14 protein-coding genes and 1 pseudogene are annotated in these 15,527 nt (G+C 57.6%); 12 read left to right on the plus strand and 3 right to left on the minus strand.

What is annotated here, in order from left to right:
* Window positions 1-19: 19 nt before the first annotated feature.
* Window positions 20-934, minus strand: coding sequence for a LysR family transcriptional regulator (locus tag INF68_RS04360; RefSeq protein ID WP_126786955.1), 915 nt, complete (start codon window positions 932-934; stop codon window positions 20-22).
* A gap of 112 nt (window positions 935-1,046) precedes the next feature.
* Here INF68_RS04360 and INF68_RS04365 point away from each other — a divergent pair, with 112 nt between their 5' ends.
* The gene (locus INF68_RS04365) at window positions 1,047-1,445 is read left to right on the plus strand and encodes a cupin domain-containing protein (RefSeq protein ID WP_023311976.1); all 399 of its coding nucleotides are present in this window, start codon (window positions 1,047-1,049) and stop codon (window positions 1,443-1,445) included.
* Here the strand turns inward: INF68_RS04365 and INF68_RS04370 are convergent.
* On the minus strand, window positions 1,442-2,977 hold the full coding sequence (locus INF68_RS04370; protein WP_193525268.1) for a methyl-accepting chemotaxis protein: 1,536 nt from the start codon (window positions 2,975-2,977) through the stop codon (window positions 1,442-1,444). The two genes, INF68_RS04365 and INF68_RS04370, sit on opposite strands and share 4 nt — an antisense overlap.
* Before the next feature lie 341 nt (window positions 2,978-3,318).
* Here INF68_RS04370 and INF68_RS04375 point away from each other — a divergent pair, with 341 nt between their 5' ends.
* From INF68_RS04375 to INF68_RS04430, 11 genes and pseudogenes are all read left to right on the plus strand, one after another.
* The gene (locus INF68_RS04375; protein ID WP_126786953.1) at window positions 3,319-3,858 is read left to right on the plus strand and encodes an AAA family ATPase; all 540 of its coding nucleotides are present in this window, start codon (window positions 3,319-3,321) and stop codon (window positions 3,856-3,858) included.
* Between the two features lie 110 nt (window positions 3,859-3,968).
* Window positions 3,969-4,970, plus strand: coding sequence for an LLM class flavin-dependent oxidoreductase (locus INF68_RS04380; protein ID WP_126786952.1), 1,002 nt, complete (start codon window positions 3,969-3,971; stop codon window positions 4,968-4,970).
* A complete protein-coding gene (locus INF68_RS04385) occupies window positions 4,967-6,088 on the plus strand; it encodes an amidohydrolase (protein ID WP_126786951.1) in 1,122 nt (373 codons plus the stop codon). Before INF68_RS04380 ends, INF68_RS04385 begins: the two co-directional genes overlap by 4 nt.
* A 16-nt stretch (window positions 6,089-6,104) precedes the next feature.
* Window positions 6,105-8,368 (plus strand): annotated as a pseudogene (locus INF68_RS23185) (NtaA/DmoA family FMN-dependent monooxygenase).
* A gap of 9 nt (window positions 8,369-8,377) precedes the next feature.
* On the plus strand, window positions 8,378-8,887 hold the full coding sequence (locus INF68_RS04400) for a GNAT family N-acetyltransferase (RefSeq protein WP_126786948.1): 510 nt from the start codon (window positions 8,378-8,380) through the stop codon (window positions 8,885-8,887).
* A gap of 9 nt (window positions 8,888-8,896) precedes the next feature.
* A complete protein-coding gene (locus INF68_RS04405) occupies window positions 8,897-9,823 on the plus strand; it encodes an amino acid ABC transporter permease (protein ID WP_126786947.1) in 927 nt (308 codons plus the stop codon).
* On the plus strand, window positions 9,807-10,580 hold the full coding sequence (locus INF68_RS04410) for an amino acid ABC transporter ATP-binding protein (protein ID WP_024909602.1): 774 nt from the start codon (window positions 9,807-9,809) through the stop codon (window positions 10,578-10,580). Before INF68_RS04405 ends, INF68_RS04410 begins: the two co-directional genes overlap by 17 nt.
* A gap of 9 nt (window positions 10,581-10,589) precedes the next feature.
* Complete coding sequence (locus INF68_RS04415; RefSeq protein WP_185874198.1) at window positions 10,590-11,477, plus strand: ABC transporter substrate-binding protein; 888 nt, start codon at window positions 10,590-10,592, stop codon at window positions 11,475-11,477.
* 233 nt (window positions 11,478-11,710) lie between these two features.
* Window positions 11,711-12,328, plus strand: coding sequence for a glutathione S-transferase family protein (locus INF68_RS04420; RefSeq protein WP_126786946.1), 618 nt, complete (start codon window positions 11,711-11,713; stop codon window positions 12,326-12,328).
* Between the two features lie 37 nt (window positions 12,329-12,365).
* Window positions 12,366-12,596: a tautomerase PptA gene (gene pptA / locus INF68_RS04425; RefSeq protein WP_008501760.1), complete on the plus strand. Its 231-nt coding sequence runs from the start codon at window positions 12,366-12,368 to the stop codon at window positions 12,594-12,596.
* Window positions 12,597-12,780: 184 nt separating this feature from the next.
* Complete coding sequence (locus INF68_RS04430; RefSeq protein WP_126786945.1) at window positions 12,781-13,782, plus strand: Kdo(2)-lipid IV(A) acyltransferase; 1,002 nt, start codon at window positions 12,781-12,783, stop codon at window positions 13,780-13,782.
* Window positions 13,783-13,826: 44 nt separating this feature from the next.
* On the opposite strand, the gene INF68_RS04435 is transcribed toward INF68_RS04430, so the two are convergent.
* Window positions 13,827-15,512 carry an NAD-dependent malic enzyme gene (locus tag INF68_RS04435; RefSeq protein ID WP_126786944.1) on the minus strand — a complete coding sequence of 562 codons (1,686 nt, stop codon included), beginning with the start codon at window positions 15,510-15,512 and terminating at the stop codon, window positions 13,827-13,829.
* Window positions 15,513-15,527 lie beyond the last annotated feature (15 nt).

The following is a 15,527-nucleotide window of genomic DNA, read 5'->3' on the forward strand; positions in this document are numbered from 1 at the left end:
ATTTAATCATCAGAATCTCTTAATTATTACCAGGTGGTAAAGATTTTGACTGCTGCAGAGCATCTAACAGTAACCTGAAAGCGGTAGTGTGCTGGCGACGGCTCGGATAATAAAGGTGATATCCCTCGAAGGTAGGGCACCACGATTCAAGGACCCTGACCAGCCGTCCGTGATTAAGCGCCTCCAGAACCGACGCCTCTGGCACGTAGGCTAATCCGAGTCCATTCTCAGCGGCGTCGATGCGCTGCGGCAGGCTGCTCAGCGTAAGCTGCCCCTCAACCCGCACGCGAAGCTCGCGCCCGTCGCGTTTAAATTCCCAGTGATACAGTCCGCCGCGCGTGGGCAGGCGCATGTTGATGCAGCGGTGGTCAGCGAGCTGCTCCGGCGTCTGCGGCACGCCAAAGCGAGCCAGATAATCCCTGGAACCGACCACGGCCATGCGCATATCCGGCGCTATCCGTACCGCAATCATATCTTTTGCCACCTGTTCACCCAGGCGTACTCCCGCGTCGAAACGGCCATCGACGATATCCGTCAGGCCAGTGTCGACCGTCACTTCGACGTTAATCTCAGGATACTGCACCATAAACGCCTTCAGGACCGGCCAGAGCACGGCGTCCATCGCGTGTTCGCCGGCGACGATGCGGATATCGCCTGCGGGTTTGACGCGGGTGCTGCGAAGCGTCGCGAGCTCCTGCTCAATCTCCATTAAATGCGGGCTTAAGCGCGTAAAAAGCTGCTCACCCGCGGGTGTCGGAACCACGCTGCGGGTTGTGCGGGTTAACAGGCGAACGTCGAGCCGCGCTTCAAGCTTGCGCATGGCATGACTCAGCGCCGATTGCGAGACGCCCAGCTGCGCCGCCGCGCCCGTAAAGCTGCGCTCGCGGGCCACTACCATAAAAGAGAGGAGGTCGTTGAAATTATCTTTTAGCATCGCGATTGCCTCTATTTATGAATTTCAATCATATTTCCTATCTGATTATGCACGCTAATGCTCCGGATTGCTTTGCGCTACTGTTAACGCAACAGTAAACGAGGAGCATAAGATGAAAATTATCCGCAGCGGATCACTACCTTCAGCAAAAGGGCCGGAAGCCTGGTTCACCGGCACCGTCCGCATTGACGCGCCATTTCAGGCGAGCGAACCTGCCAGCGTCGGCGGGGCAACCGTGACCTTTGAGCCGGGCGCGCGCACCGCGTGGCATACGCATCCCCTTGGGCAAACGCTGATTGTGACGCAGGGTCGCGGCTGGTTACAGGAGTGGGGCAAAGCGGCGGAAATATTGAATCAGGGCGATATCGCCTGGATCCCACCCGGCGTAAAGCACTGGCACGGCGCAAGCGCGCAAACGGCGATGACGCATATTGCCATCGCCGAATCCGTTAACGGCAGCCCGGTTGCATGGCTGGAAAAAGTCACCGACGAGCAGTATCCGAACGGCTAACCGCCAAAAACGGCAATCGCCTGCTGCAGGCGCGTGGTGCGCTGTGTCAGGTGATTCGCGGCGTGAGTGACGTTATCCACCATCCCCGTATTGTTGTGGGTCATTGCGCCGATACGGGAGATGGATGCGTTGATGAGCGTCAGCGCCTGGGTTTGCTCCTGCGTGGCGTGGCCGATCTCCTTAATCAGGGAGGAGACCCGCAGCACGTTGTCGATCATGACCGTCAGCTGCGTTTCTGTTTGTTCTACCTTCTCTACGCCTGCGTTGACGCTGGCGACGTTTTTCTCAATCAGCGCTTTGATCTCTTTCGCCGCCGTCGCGGAGTGCTGCGCAAGATTGCGCACCTCAGCCGCCACCACGGCAAAACCGCGCCCGGCTTCACCCGCACGCGCCGCTTCCACGGCCGCATTCAGCGCAAGAATGTTGGTCTGGAAGGCGATACGATCGATAACGCTGATAATATCGACGATCTGGCTGTTATCCTGCGACACGGATTGCATCATACCGATGGTCTCTTTCATCATCGCTTCACCGCGGTGGGCGCTGTCGCGGGTGCGATCCGCCATCTCCGAGGCTTCTTTAGCCGTTTCTGCCGTCTGCTCCACCGCGCTGGCGATCTCTTCCACCGCTGACGCGGTTTGCTGCAGAAAGTCTGCGGTCTCTTCTGAACGCGTTTGCAGCGCCGCGCCTTCTTTCGCGACCTGCTGGCTGATGGTGCCAATCCCGCTGATTTGCGCCCCGACATCGTCAACCAGCGAATTCAGGTTCAAGCCTGATTGATTCACCAGGCGCATCATCAGCCCGATGTCGTCGATCCTGTCAAAATGGTAATAGTCCGTTTTACGTCCTGAAACTATGCGCTGCATCTGTTGCACAATAGATTTTACCGGACGGACGATCTGCACATGAAGATAATAGCTCAGGGCGATAAACAGCAGCGCCAGACTTCCCGACTGCACAAGTTTATCAGGGAATAAATACACCGCCAGGCAGGAGAGTAACGCCGTCGTCGCAATACCCAGATGGATGCGTTTACTGGTGCTGAGACATTTAAAGAGCGACATAAACGAAAATAAACCGCGCCGAACCAGTAACCCTTTATAAAAGCGGTAATGTTTTAATTCGTTATTACGCACTTTTGCATACAGTTTTTCACTGGCCGCAATCTCTTCCCGTGCGGGTATATTTCGCACGGAAATATAGCCCGTCAGGGATCCACTCTGCCAGACCGGTGTCTCGTTAGCCCGCACCCAGTAGTGGTCGCCATTATGACGACGGTTCTTCACCAGCCCCGTCCAGGTCTCACCTTGCTGCAGGGTATACCACATGTCGCCAAACGCTTCGGCAGGCATGTCGGGATGGCGGATGAGGTTATGCGGCTCACCCAGAAGATGTTCTTCTTTATATCCGCTGGCTTCAATAAAAGCGGAATTAGCATAGGTAATATGGCTTTTGGTATCGGTGGTCGACATTAACGTCGAACCATCGTTAAGTAAATACTCGTTTTGTGTAACGGGACTGTTACGCCTCATGAGTAACTCCATGATGATGTGCAAGAATAAAAAAGTCCGGAAAGCGCTCCGGCAAGATAAGAGTGATTATTTTAATAACGGTCTGCGCATATTCTCGCTGAAATTGAGATTCTCCGAAACACCCGGCATTCATTATTTTTAATGTGTTAATCTTTTCGAATGTAATAAAATTGAAAATATTTTGGTGGGTGTTATTTTGAATCGATTTAAATAAATGACATAAGCCAAACTGCAAGAGGGAGATCGTCTCCCTGGAAAAATTGTCATGCTGAAATAGCGTTTCGTTAACAGGATGAAAACGCTATGATTTGGCCACTTTTCGTTATTACAGTGAGGCTGAGGTGAAAATTAACGTCATCGGGACCAGCGGGAGCGGAAAAAGCACGCTGGCGAAGCAGATTGCGACCGAACTGGCTATTCCCTATATCGAGATGGACAGACTCTACTGGCGGCCTGACTGGCAGGGAACGTCGGACGATGTGTTTCAGGAAAAGCTGGAGCAGGCGCTCCAGGCTTCGCCAGACTGGGTGCTGGACGGTAACTACAACCGCACGCGGCCTGTGAAATGGCGCGATGTCGATGTGGTGGTGTGGGTGGATTACGGGTTTACCCGCACCCTCTGGCAGGCCGTCACGCGAGCAATGAAGCGGGCCTGGCATAAGCACGAGCTCTGGCCGGGAACGGGGAATAAAGAGAGTTTCCGGCGCGCGTTCTTCAGCAGAGAATCTATTATCATCTGGACGATCAAAACATGGCGTAATAACCGCACGCGCTATGAAGCCGATCTGCAAAACCCTCAATACAGCCATATTCGCTTCGTCCGTATTACCCGTCGGGAGCAGGTGGAAACGCTGATCGCCACCCTAAAGTCTTATCCTTAGCATGGTTTTATATATCTGATTTCCGGCAAACTAAATGTAAATTAATTGTTTCTCAGTGGTGAAATGCGCCTTTAATAATGTCGACATGTTAAGTCAAACGAGAACGCAACATGTCATGGCGAATCAGCATTCTGGATAAAAGCCCCATCGCTGAAAACGAAACGGCTGCCGATGCGCTGGCGCGTACCCTGGCGCTGGCGCAGCAGGCAGAAAATCTGGGCTATCACCGCTTCTGGATTGCCGAACATCACAACACACCCCACCTTGCCAGCCCCTCGCCGGAGCTGCTGATTGCCTGGATCCTCGGGCAAACCACGCGCCTCCGCGTCGGATCCGGCGGCGTGATGCTCCAGCACTACAGCCCTTATAAAGTTGCCGAGAATTTCAACGTGCTGGCCGCGCTGGCGCCCGGCCGCGTGGATCTCGGCGTCGGAAAAGCCCCCGGCGGGCTGCCGCTCTCAACCCGCGCGCTTCAGCAGGGTCTGAATCAACTGGAAAAGGGCAGCTTCGCCGAACAGCTGGCCCAGCTCGATCGCTGGATCCGTCCTGAGCATCAGTCTAATGATGAGGCCGTTCGCGCCACGCCGCTGCCGCCGCTGCCTGCAGAGGGTTTCCTGCTGGGCGCGAGTATCGATAGCGCGCTGCTGGCCGCCGGGCTCGGCTGGCACTTTGTGTTTGCCGCGCATCTGAACGGTGACCCTGAGCTGCTGCGCGAGGTGGTCTCGACCTGGCGTAAGAACAGCGCGCGGGACGTGATTGTGGCGGTACAGGCGATTGTCGCGCCGACGCAGGCAGAGGCGGAAGCCCTGGCGCAGAAGGTCGAAGTGTGGGGCGTTGAGCTGGCAAACGGCCAGCGTGTCACCGTGGCCAGCGAAGAGCAGGCCTACGCCTTTGCGCGCCAGGCGGGCAGCGAGCCGGTGCGCATTGCACGTCGGGCGCAGTCGCTGCTGGCGGGTACGGCTGAGTCGGTGCTCGAACAGCTTAATGCCCTGCATGAAAAGTGGGGCATTGACGAATTTATCATCGACACGCCGGTAGCGGAGGGGGCAACGCGCGTCGCGTCGCTGCGCCTGCTTGCCGAGGCGCGTCTTAACAAGGAGGTCACCGTATGAGCTTTGGCGAACAGCTGATTGCCTGGCGTCGCGAACTGCACCAGAACCCTGAGCTGTCCGGCCAGGAGGTCGATACCACCGCGCGTCTGCGCCAGTGGCTGACGAACGCCGGGATTACCCCGCAGCCTTACGACCTGTCGACCGGGCTGGTGGCGGAAATCGGGACGGGCAGCAGGCTGGTTGCGCTGCGGGCAGATATCGACGCCCTGCCGATAGAAGAGCGCAGCGGCGTGCCGTTCAGCTCGCAGCGTGCAGGGGTGATGCACGCCTGCGGACACGATATCCACACCAGCGTCATCCTCGGCGCCGCGTTAAAGCTGAAAGAGCGGGAAGCCTCGCTAAACGGCCGGGTGCGGATCCTGTTTCAGCCTGCCGAAGAGAACTTTGGCGGTGCGAAGAGCATGGTGCGGGCCGGTGCCCTGCGTGACGTCAGCGCTATCTTCGGCATGCACAACGAGCCCGGCCTGCCGGTCGGTGAGTTCGCTACCCGCGGCGGGCCGTTTTATGCCAACGTCGATCGCTTCGTGATCCGCATTACCGGTAAGGGCGCGCACGCCGCACGTCCGCACGAAGGCAACGACGCGATTGTGCTGGCGAGCCAGCTGGTAACGGCGCTGCAAAGCGTCGCCAGCCGCAACGTCAATACGCTGGATTCGGTGGTGCTGAGCGTGACGCGCATTGCAGGCGGTAACACCTGGAACGTGCTGCCGGAAAGCGTCGAGCTGGAAGGCACGCTGCGCACCCACCGCACGGAAGTGCAGCAGAATGTGAAGGCCCGCGTGGGCGAAATCGCCGCCGGGTTTGCCAGCGCCTTTAGCGCGCAGATTGACATCACCTGGTATGCCGGGCCCACCGCGCTGGTGAACGACGAGCGCTGGGCCGATTTCGCCACCTCGGTCGCCAGAGAAGCAGGCTACGAAACCCGGCACGCCGAGCTGCATATGGGCGGGGAAGATTTCGCGGTCTATCTGCAGCAGATCCCGGGGGCATTTGTCAGCATCGGCAGCAACAGCCCTTACGGTTTACACCATCCGGCATTCAATCCGGATGAAGCATTAATTGAGCCCGCTGCCCGCTATTTTGCACAGCTTGCGGAAAAAGCCCTGCAACACGTTTAATTCTTAAGAGGTGAATATGTCTGCACATCGTCAACTGCGGCTGGGGACCATTTTGCATGGTGCATCCGGAAATATGTCCGCCTGGCGTCACCCTGAGGCCGTCGCCGATGCCAGCATCAATTTTGATTTCGTCAAAGCGACGGCGTTAAAGGCGGAGGAGGGCAAACTCGATTTATTATTCGTTGCCGACGGTCTCTATATCAACGAGAAATCGATCCCGCATTTTTTAAATCGCTTTGAACCGCTGACGGTGTTATCCGCTCTCGCCAGCATCACCTCGCGCCTGGGGCTGGTGGGAACCTTATCCACCTCCTACAGCGAGCCTTTCACTACGGCGCGCCAGTTCGCCAGCCTCGATCACCTGAGCAACGGGCGCGCGGGCTGGAACGTGGTGACTTCCCCGCTGGAAGGATCAGCAAAGAACTTCTCTCGGGAAAAACACCCCGAGCACGCGCTGCGCTATCGCATTGCGGATGAGTATCTCGACGTGGTGAAAGGGCTGTGGGATTCCTGGGAAGGCGACGCCTTTGTGCGCAATAAAGAGAGCGGTCAGTTTTTTGACCCGGCAAAATTGCATACCCTGGACCACCACGGTGATTTCTTCCAGGTCGCCGGTCCGCTGAATATTGGGCGAACGCCACAGGGGCGGCCGATTGTCTTTCAGGCAGGCGCGTCGGACGACGGGAAAAAGCTGGCGGCGAAACATGCCGACGCCATTTTTACCCATCACGAAACGCTCGACGAAGCGAAAGCCTTTTACCGCGACGTGAAGCAGCAGCTGGAAAGTAACGGACGCCGCGCGTCGGATTTACATATTTTCCAGGGCGTCAGCGTGATTGTGGGTAAAGACGCCGATGACGTGGAAAACCAGTATCAAACCACGGCGGCGCTGGTGTCGATTAACGATGCCCTCAACTACCTCGGACGCTATTTCGAGCATCACGATTTCAGCCAGTATCCGCTCGACGAGCCGTTCCCGGATATCGGCGACTTAGGCAAAAACAGCTTCCGCAGCACCACCGATGAAATCAAGCGTAACGCCCGCGAGCGCAGCTTAACCCTGCGTCAGGTGGCGCTTGAGGCCGCTTCGCCTCGCCCGCGCTTTTCCGGTACGCCAGAAGAGGTGGCCGACGGCCTGCAGGCCTGGTTTGAAGGCTATGCCGCAGACGGCTTCATCATTCAGGGCGGCACGCCGGACACCTTCCCGCGCTTTGTTGACCAGGTGGTGCCTGTTTTACAGGCACGCGGCCTGTTCCGTACCGACTACCCGGGCACCACGCTGCGCGAAAGTCTGGGTTTAGACGAACCTAAAAACCAATACACACAACAATAAAAGAGAACCCCGCTATGCAGAAAACAACGCTTATTCTGGCGCTCGCGCTGGCCTTTATCCCTGCCGTCTGGGCAGAGAATGTGAATATTAACGGCACCGGCGTGAGCATCGAGGCCAATAAAACGCCGGTTAATACCGCTAAAAACAACGATGCGGTGGCACAGCTGCCGAAAGACTATCGCTTTGCCGTGCCGGGGAAATTTACCGTGGCGGTGGCGGGCCTCAATCAACCGCCGCTGACGGTTTTCTCCGACGACAACAAAACGCTGCTGGGAAGCGAGGTTGACGTCGCCCGTCTGGTCGCTGACAGCCTGGGGCTGGAGCTAAACGTGGTGCCGACCTCCTGGGAAGACTGGCCGCTGGGCGTGGCCTCCGGGAAATATGATGCCGCCATCAGCAACATTACCGTCACCAAAGAGCGTAAAGAGAAATTTGACTTTGCCACATACCGCAAAGATTCCCTCGGGTTCTACGTGAAATCAACCAGCCCGATCAAGTCGCTGCAGAAGGCGGAAGACATCGCCGGGCTGCGGATTATCGTCGGCTCCGGCACCAACCAGGAGGCCATCCTGCTGGCCTGGAATGCCGAAAACCTGAAGAAAGGCCTGAAGCCCTTTACCCCGATCTACACCAAAGACGATGCGGCACAAACGCTGGCGCTGCAGTCCGGGCGCGCGGATGCCTACTTTGGTCCGAACGTGATTGGCGCCTGGAAAGCGGCGCTGAACGGGAAAACCAAACTGGTGGGTAGCGTCGACGGCGGCTGGCCGAAGGCGGCGCACATCGCGGTCACGCTGAAGAAAGGCAGCGGGCTGGTTGAGCCGGTGCAAACCGCGCTGAACGGCGTCATCAAAAACGGCGACTACGACAAAGTGCTAAACCGCTGGGGGGAAGGCGTTGAGCGTATTCCTCAGTCAGAAGTGAACCCGGCTGGCCTGGGCGATTAAGGAGGCGTGATGAGCGAACGATTTCGTGATGTTTCACCGGAAGACGCCGAGCTTCAGCCCATTATCGAAGGGCTGTTCGGTGAATATGCCGCCCGCTACGGGGACTACTTCTCCAAAGACGCGGAGGTTGAGCTCACCGAATGGTATTTAGCGCCGCAGGGGCTGTTTATCGTTCTGGAGCGCGACGGGAAGATTATCGCCACCGGCGCGTACAAACCTTTCGAAGAACGCACCGCGGAAATCAAACGCATCTGGACGGACAAAACCCTGCGTCAGCAGGGGCTTGCCGGGCGCGTGGTGCAGGAGCTCGAGCGCAGGGCGGTGCTGGCAGGATACAGCCAAATTTATCTGACAACCGGCTTTCGCCAGCCGGAAGCGGTACGGCTCTATCTCAGCCAGGGCTATCAGGCGCAGTTCGATCTGAACCGCGATCCGGAAGAGTACAGCCAGCCGCCGTTTGACGGTCGGCTGCGCTTCACCAAAACGCTGGTACGCGAAGCGTTCAGTAAAACCGCATGAGGAACGACGATGAGCAACGTTGAAACCATTAAGGTGGTCCCGGCGCGTTATCCGCTGCGGGCCGTCGGCGCCGCGGTGGCGCTGTTTGTCCTGGCGGTCGTGATTCAGTCCGTGGCCTTTAACCCGCGCTGGGAGTGGGCGGTGTTTGCCCGCTGGTTCTTTGACCCGGTGATCCTTGAAGGTGTCGGGCAGACCCTGCTGCTGACGCTGATCGGCACCGCGCTGAGCGTGGTGTTTGGCGGCATGCTGGCGCTGGCGAGACTCTCTTCATCCTGGCTGCTGAGCAGCCTGGCGTGGGCCTATATCTGGCTGTTTCGGTCGCTGCCGCTGATCGTGGTGCTGATCATTCTCTACAACTTTTCCTATCTCTACGACACGCTCTCGCTCGGCGTGCCGTTCACCGGCATCACATGGGGCAGCTTTGAAACCATCAACGTGCTGGGGCAGTTTTCTACCGCCGTGGTGGGGCTCACCCTGGTGCAGAGCGCCTATACCGCCGAGATCGTTCGCGGCGGATTCCTCGGGGTCGATCACGGCCAGTATGAGGCCGCCGCCGCGCTCGGCCTGCCGGCCTGGAGACGCACGGTGCGCATCATTTTGCCTCAGGCGCTGCGCACCATTCTGCCGTCGGGGTTCAATGAAATCATCAGCCTCGCCAAGGGCACGGCGATGGTGTACGTCCTGGCGATGCCGGAGCTGTTTTATACCATCCAGATGATCTACAACCGCACGCAGGAGGTGATCCCGCTGCTGATGGTCGGTGCCGCGTGGTACCTGGCGATCACCACCGTCCTGTCCGCTATCCAGTATGGCGTCGAACGCGCGCTTGCCCGCAGCGAACGCCGCTCTGCCGTTAATCAGAACCGTGCCGCCCGTCGCACCCGTTCTGTCACCTCCACGCCAGCACAGGAGCCCGTCCATGCAAGCCTCTCCTGAAGGGCACATTTCGATTACCGGCGTCAGCAAGTTTTTTGGTCGCCATAAGGCGCTCGACAACGTTTCGCTGGAGATCCCGCCCGGGTCCGTGACGGTGATCCTCGGGCCATCCGGCTCCGGTAAATCGACGCTGCTGCGCACTATTAACCACCTGGAGCGCGTCGATGAAGGCTTTATTCAGATCGACGGGGACTACATTGGCTATCGCCGTCAGGGCGACAGGCTCTATGAGCTGAAGGAGAAGGAAATCCTCAAACAGCGCGTCAACGTGGGCTACGTGTTCCAGAACTTCAATCTCTTTCCGCACCTCACGGTGCTGGAAAATCTGATTGAGGCGCCAATCGCGCATAAAAAGCTCAGCAAAAAAGAGGCGGTGGAAAGGGCGTACAGCCTGCTGGACGTGGTCGGGCTGCGTGATAAAGCCGATGCCTGGTCGCGCCATCTTTCCGGCGGTCAGCAGCAGCGTATCGCGATTGCCCGCGCGCTGGCGCTGCGTCCCCGCGTGATGCTGTTTGATGAGCCCACCTCGGCGCTGGATCCGGAGTTGGTGGGAGAGGTGCTGGACGTAATCAAAAAACTGGCCCGGTCCGGGACTACGCTGGTGGTGGTCACTCACGAGATCGGCTTTGCCCGCGAGGTAGCGGATCAGGTGGTGTTTATGGTCGACGGAAAAATCGTCGAGCAGGGAAGCAGTGACGAGGTATTAAACCGTCCGTCACATGCCAGAACGCGCCAGTTCTTGTCAAAAGTGCTGTAAGGAGCGCCAATGAAATATGGACTTCTGGCGGGGCTGATCTTCACGACGGTGAGCCACGCCAGCATTAATTTGAAAGCCAACGAGCAGCCTCTGCCGGTGACGGTCGATCCCCAGGCCGTGGCGAAGATCCCCGCCAATTACAAATTCGTTGAGCCGGGTACGCTCACGGTCGCCGTTTCGGCGCTGAATTCTCCGCCGCTGGCGCTGCTGGCCAGCGATAACCGCACGCGGATCGGCAGCGACCCGGATATCGCCCGCCTGCTGGCGGGCAGCCTGGGGCTGAAGCTAAAGCTGGTGCCGACGGCGTGGGAGGACTGGCCGCTGGGGATCGCCTCCGGGCGCTACGACGTGGCGCTGGTCAATATTGCGGTGACCGAACAGCGTAAAGAGAAATTTGATTTTGCGAGCTACCGCGTCGATTCGCTGGCGTTTTCGGTGAAATCCACCAGCGAGATCCAGTCAATCAAAAGCGCGGAAGATCTGGCCGGGAAGAAGGTGATTGTCGGCTCCGGTACCAATCAGGAACGCATCCTTTTGGGCTGGAACGAAGAGAACAAAAAGGCGGGAAGGGCGCCTGCGCTGCCGGTCTATCTCCACGACGATGCCTCGGGCAATCTCTATATTCAGTCCGGCAGGGCGGACGTGTTCTTTGGTCCGCAGTCGGTATCGGCCTATAAGGCTGCGCTCACGGGCAAAACCCGCGTGGTCGGTTTAGGGCCGAAAAAAGCCTATGTCGCGACCACCACCAAAAAGGGCAATGAGCTGGTGTACGCGCTGCAGGCCGCGCTGGACGGCGCGATTAAGCGAGGTGATTACCAGAAGGTGCTGGCGCGCTGGGGCGAGCAGGGCGAAGCGGTGGCGCAGTCGGAGGTCAACCCGCCAGGGATAACCTACTAATGGTGCTCGATACCCAAAATAATTCGAGTTGCAGGACAAAACGGCTTGCCGTTTTGAACAGCGCTTGCGCTGGCCCCGAAGGGGCGAGGCTACAGGCCGAGTAACGCGGCAAGGGAACGAATCCCCGGGAGCGTACACTAGTACGTGACTGGGGTGAGTGAGTGCAGCCAACGCACCTGCAACTTGAAGTATGACGGGTATACACTTAGGGTTTTCATCCCTGAGGAGGCAACATGATTAAACTCTATGGCGTACCCGGCTGGGGCTCGGCGATCGGTGAAGTGATGCTAACCCTGGCCGATATCCCCTATCAATTTATCAACGTGGACGGGTTTGACCAGCCCGGCCCGCAGCGCGAGCTGCTGCAAAAGCTCAACCCGCTGTGTCAGGTGCCCACGCTGGAGCTGGAAAATGGCGCCATTATGACCGAAACGGCGGCGATCGCCCTGATGGTGCTCGACAGATGCCCCGATCTCGCGCCGCCCGTGGGGCAGGCCGAACGCCAGCAGTTTCAGCGTCTGCTGATCTGGTTTGTGGCCAACGTCTATCCCACGTTTACGTATGCAGACTATCCCGAACGCTGGGCGCCGGATGCGCCTGAACAGCTGCAGAAAAACTGCATCGAATACCGGAAGTCCCTCTATTTGTGGTTCGAAACTCAGCTCAAGGCCGCCCCGTTTGCGCTGGGTGAACGGCTGACGCTGCTGGATGCGTATATCGCGGTGGCGCGAACCTGGGGGCCCCGTCACGCCTGGTTTGCCGAAAATACCCCTAAATTCACGGCGATTGCGGACGCCGTATGTCAGCGACCGGAACTGCACAAGGTGTTAAAGGCAAACAATATTATCTGATAACGTGGAACCCTCATTCACAACCGGAAGCCTGTACATGCCACACGTAGATATCAAATGTTTTCCCCGTGATTTGAACGACGAACAAAAAGCTGCCCTGGCGGCAGATATTGCCGACGTGATTATTCGCCATTTCAACAGCAAAGACAGTTCCGTGTCGGTGGCGTTGAAGCAGATCGCGCCTGAAGACTGGAAGGCGCAGGTCTGGGATACCGAAATTGGACCGAAGCTGGAGGAGCTTATTAAGAAGCCCGGGTATTCGATGTAATATCTTCTGCCGGGGAGCGAATAAATCCTCCCCGGCTTGTTTTCCCGTTTTTCGCAAAAATCGATAAAAATGCGTTTTGTCTTATCCGCTACACTTAACGTTTCTGGCTGACTTTTTATTCATCCTTAGGAAAGATCTTCAACAGAATCAATTAAGGACAGACACGTTAAAGGATAATTTTCTCATGACAAAATTACCCCGTTTTTCACTCGCCTTTCTTCACCCCCGTTACTGGCTAAGCTGGGCCGGCATTGCGGCTCTGTGGCTCATCATGCTGCTCCCTTATCCGCTTCTGTTCAGAATCGGTCATGGCCTTGGTCGGCTGGCGATGCGCCTGCTTCCGCGCCGCGTTGAGATTGCCCGCCGAAACCTGGAGCTCTGTTTTCCGGAGATGAAAAAGGATGAACGCGAGTCACTGCTGCAGCGTAATTTTGAATCGGTAGGAATGGGGGTAATCGAAACCGGGATGGCATGGTTCTGGCCTGCGTGGCGGGTGAAGAAATGCTTTACCGTGCAGGGGTATGAGCACATGGAAAAGGCGCGGGCAAAGGGCAATGGCGTGGTGCTCGTTGGCATGCATTTTCTCACCCTTGAGCTGGGCGCGCGGATCTTTGGCATGCTTAATCCCGGCATTGGGGTGTATCGTCCGAATAATAACGCGCTGCTGGACTGGCTTCAGACGCGCGGACGCCTGCGCTCCAATAAAACCATGCTCGATCGTCATGATTTAAAGGGCATGATCCGCTCGCTGAAGCAGAATGAGATTTTGTGGTACGCCCCGGATCATGACTACGGCAAAACCAATAGCGTCTTTGTGCCGTTCTTTGCGGTTCCGGATGCCGCCACGACCGCTGGAAGCTATATGCTGGTCAAAAGCGCTAAGCCTGCCGTCATTCCCTTTGTGCCGCGGCGCAGGGCGGATGGCACCGGTTACGAGCTGATTATTCTGGAGGATATCAGCGAGGCACTGCAGGGGGGAGATAAAGAATTTGTAGCGACGCAGATGAACAGGGCAATTGAGCAGGCCGTACGCATGGCGCCAGAGCAGTATATGTGGCTGCATCGTCGCTTCAAAACGCGTCCTGAAGGGGTACCTGACCGGTATGCCCGTCTGAAACAGGCGGCAACTCGGGGTGATAGTCTCTCCGCCAGCGATTTTTCTGACCGCTCAGGCATACAGCATTAAAACCACAGCGATGCCCTCACCCTGCGGTGAGGGCATGACTGGCGCTACAGCGCAGACCTGCGGTACGGCGCATAGTCCGCCTGCCACCAGGTCTTCTCAATACGCGCCATCAGCGTCTCATCATCTATCGCCGGAGCCACGCTCTGTTCAATCGCGGCCCGGGCGACGGCGACGGCAATCTGGCGTGAAACCGTTTCAATCTGATCTACCGGCGGCAGCAATCCGCCTTTTTCCGTGGTGACCAGCGGAGACTGCGCGGCCAGGCTGCGGCTTGCTGCCATCAGCATCTCTTCCGTCACCCGGCGCGCGTTGCAGGCCAGCACGCCCAGCCCCAGGCCCGGGAAAATATAGGCGTTGTTACACTGGGCGATCTCGTAGTGTTCATTCTCCCAGAATACCGGGGCAAACGGGCTGCCGGTGGCCACCAGGGCGGCACCCTGGGTCCAGGCGATAAGATCCTGCGGCTGGGCTTCCGCCCGCGAGGTCGGGTTCGAGAGCGGCATGATGATTGGGCGCGGACAGTGGCGATGCATCTCTTTGACAATCTCTTCGCTGAACAGCCCCGGCTGGCCTGAAACGCCGATCATCACCGTGGGATGCGCGTTCTTCACCACGTCCAGCAGGGAAATATTTTGCGAGTCTACCTGCCAGCTGCAAACGGCGTCGCGCGCGGTAAGCAGGTTTTTCTGGAAATCGAGCACATTGGTCATGTCGTCGGTCAGCAGGCCGAAGCGATCGACCATAAAGATCCGGCTGCGCGCTTCCGGCTCGGTCAGGCCGTCATCCACCATCAGCGCCACAATTTTTTCAGCTATCCCGCATCCGGCAGAACCGCTGCCCAGGAAGACCACGCGCTGGTCGCGAATGCGCGTGCCCGCCGCATGCGCCGCCGCCATCAGCGTACCGGCGGTCACGGCGGCCGTGCCCTGGATATCATCATTGAAGCAGCACAGCTGGTCGCGGTAGCGCTGGAGCAGCCTTGTGGCGTTTTTCTGCGCAAAGTCTTCAAATTGCAGGAGCACATTGGGCCAGCGCGCTTTAACGGTGCTGACAAACATATCCATAAACTCAGCGTACTGGTCGTCGCTGATGCGCGGGTGGCGCCAGCCCATGTACATCGGGTCGTCGAGGTGTTGCTGATTATTGGTGCCGACATCCAGCATAATCGGCAGGGTAGAGGCCGGATGGATCCCTCCACAAGCGGTATACAGCGACAGCTTGCCAATTGGGATACCCATTCCGCCGATACCCTGATCGCCAAGCCCTAAAATACGCTCCCCGTCCGTCACCACAATCACGCGAACGTCGTTGCGCGAAAAGCTTTGCAGCATCTCATCAATACGATGGCGATTCGGCCATGAAATAAACAGGCCGCGCGCGCGTCGATATATCGTGGAGAAATGCTCGCAGGCTTCACCGACCGTAGGGGTATAGATAATCGGTAACGTCTCTTTCAAATGCGAACGCAAGAGGTTGTAAAAGAGAGTTTCATTGGTGTCCTGAATATTTCGCAGGTAAACATGACGCGAGATATCGCTTTTAAAATGACAGAACTGCACCCAGGCGCGCTCGGTTTGTTCCTCAATCGTTTCAACGTTGTGCGGCAATAACCCATGAAGATTAAAATTGTCACGCTCTTCTTTAATAAATGCGAGCCCTTTATTTAGCAGCGGATTTTCCAGCAATACGGCCCCGTTATAGGGGGTATACAGAACTTCTTTCCGGGACATGGTTAACTCCTGAAT

The organism is Enterobacter cloacae complex sp. P16RS2, assembly GCF_014982155.1.
GTDB classification, from domain to species: domain Bacteria; phylum Pseudomonadota; class Gammaproteobacteria; order Enterobacterales; family Enterobacteriaceae; genus Enterobacter; species Enterobacter cloacae_M.

Coding starts and splice junctions, on each gene's coding strand:
- INF68_RS04360 (WP_126786955.1), bottom strand. CDS start 934: ATGCTAAAAGATAATTTCAACGACCTCCTCTCTTTTATGGTAGTGGCC.
- INF68_RS04365 (WP_023311976.1), top strand. CDS start 1,047: ATGAAAATTATCCGCAGCGGATCACTACCTTCAGCAAAAGGGCCGGAA.
- INF68_RS04370 (WP_193525268.1), bottom strand. CDS start 2,977: ATGAGGCGTAACAGTCCCGTTACACAAAACGAGTATTTACTTAACGAT.
- INF68_RS04380 (WP_126786952.1), top strand. CDS start 3,969: ATGTCATGGCGAATCAGCATTCTGGATAAAAGCCCCATCGCTGAAAAC.
- INF68_RS04385 (WP_126786951.1), top strand. CDS start 4,967: ATGAGCTTTGGCGAACAGCTGATTGCCTGGCGTCGCGAACTGCACCAG.
- INF68_RS04400 (WP_126786948.1), top strand. CDS start 8,378: ATGAGCGAACGATTTCGTGATGTTTCACCGGAAGACGCCGAGCTTCAG.
- INF68_RS04405 (WP_126786947.1), top strand. CDS start 8,897: ATGAGCAACGTTGAAACCATTAAGGTGGTCCCGGCGCGTTATCCGCTG.
- INF68_RS04410 (WP_024909602.1), top strand. CDS start 9,807: ATGCAAGCCTCTCCTGAAGGGCACATTTCGATTACCGGCGTCAGCAAG.
- INF68_RS04415 (WP_185874198.1), top strand. CDS start 10,590: ATGAAATATGGACTTCTGGCGGGGCTGATCTTCACGACGGTGAGCCAC.
- INF68_RS04420 (WP_126786946.1), top strand. CDS start 11,711: ATGATTAAACTCTATGGCGTACCCGGCTGGGGCTCGGCGATCGGTGAA.
- pptA (WP_008501760.1), top strand. CDS start 12,366: ATGCCACACGTAGATATCAAATGTTTTCCCCGTGATTTGAACGACGAA.
- INF68_RS04430 (WP_126786945.1), top strand. CDS start 12,781: ATGACAAAATTACCCCGTTTTTCACTCGCCTTTCTTCACCCCCGTTAC.
- INF68_RS04435 (WP_126786944.1), bottom strand. CDS start 15,512: ATGTCCCGGAAAGAAGTTCTGTATACCCCCTATAACGGGGCCGTATTG.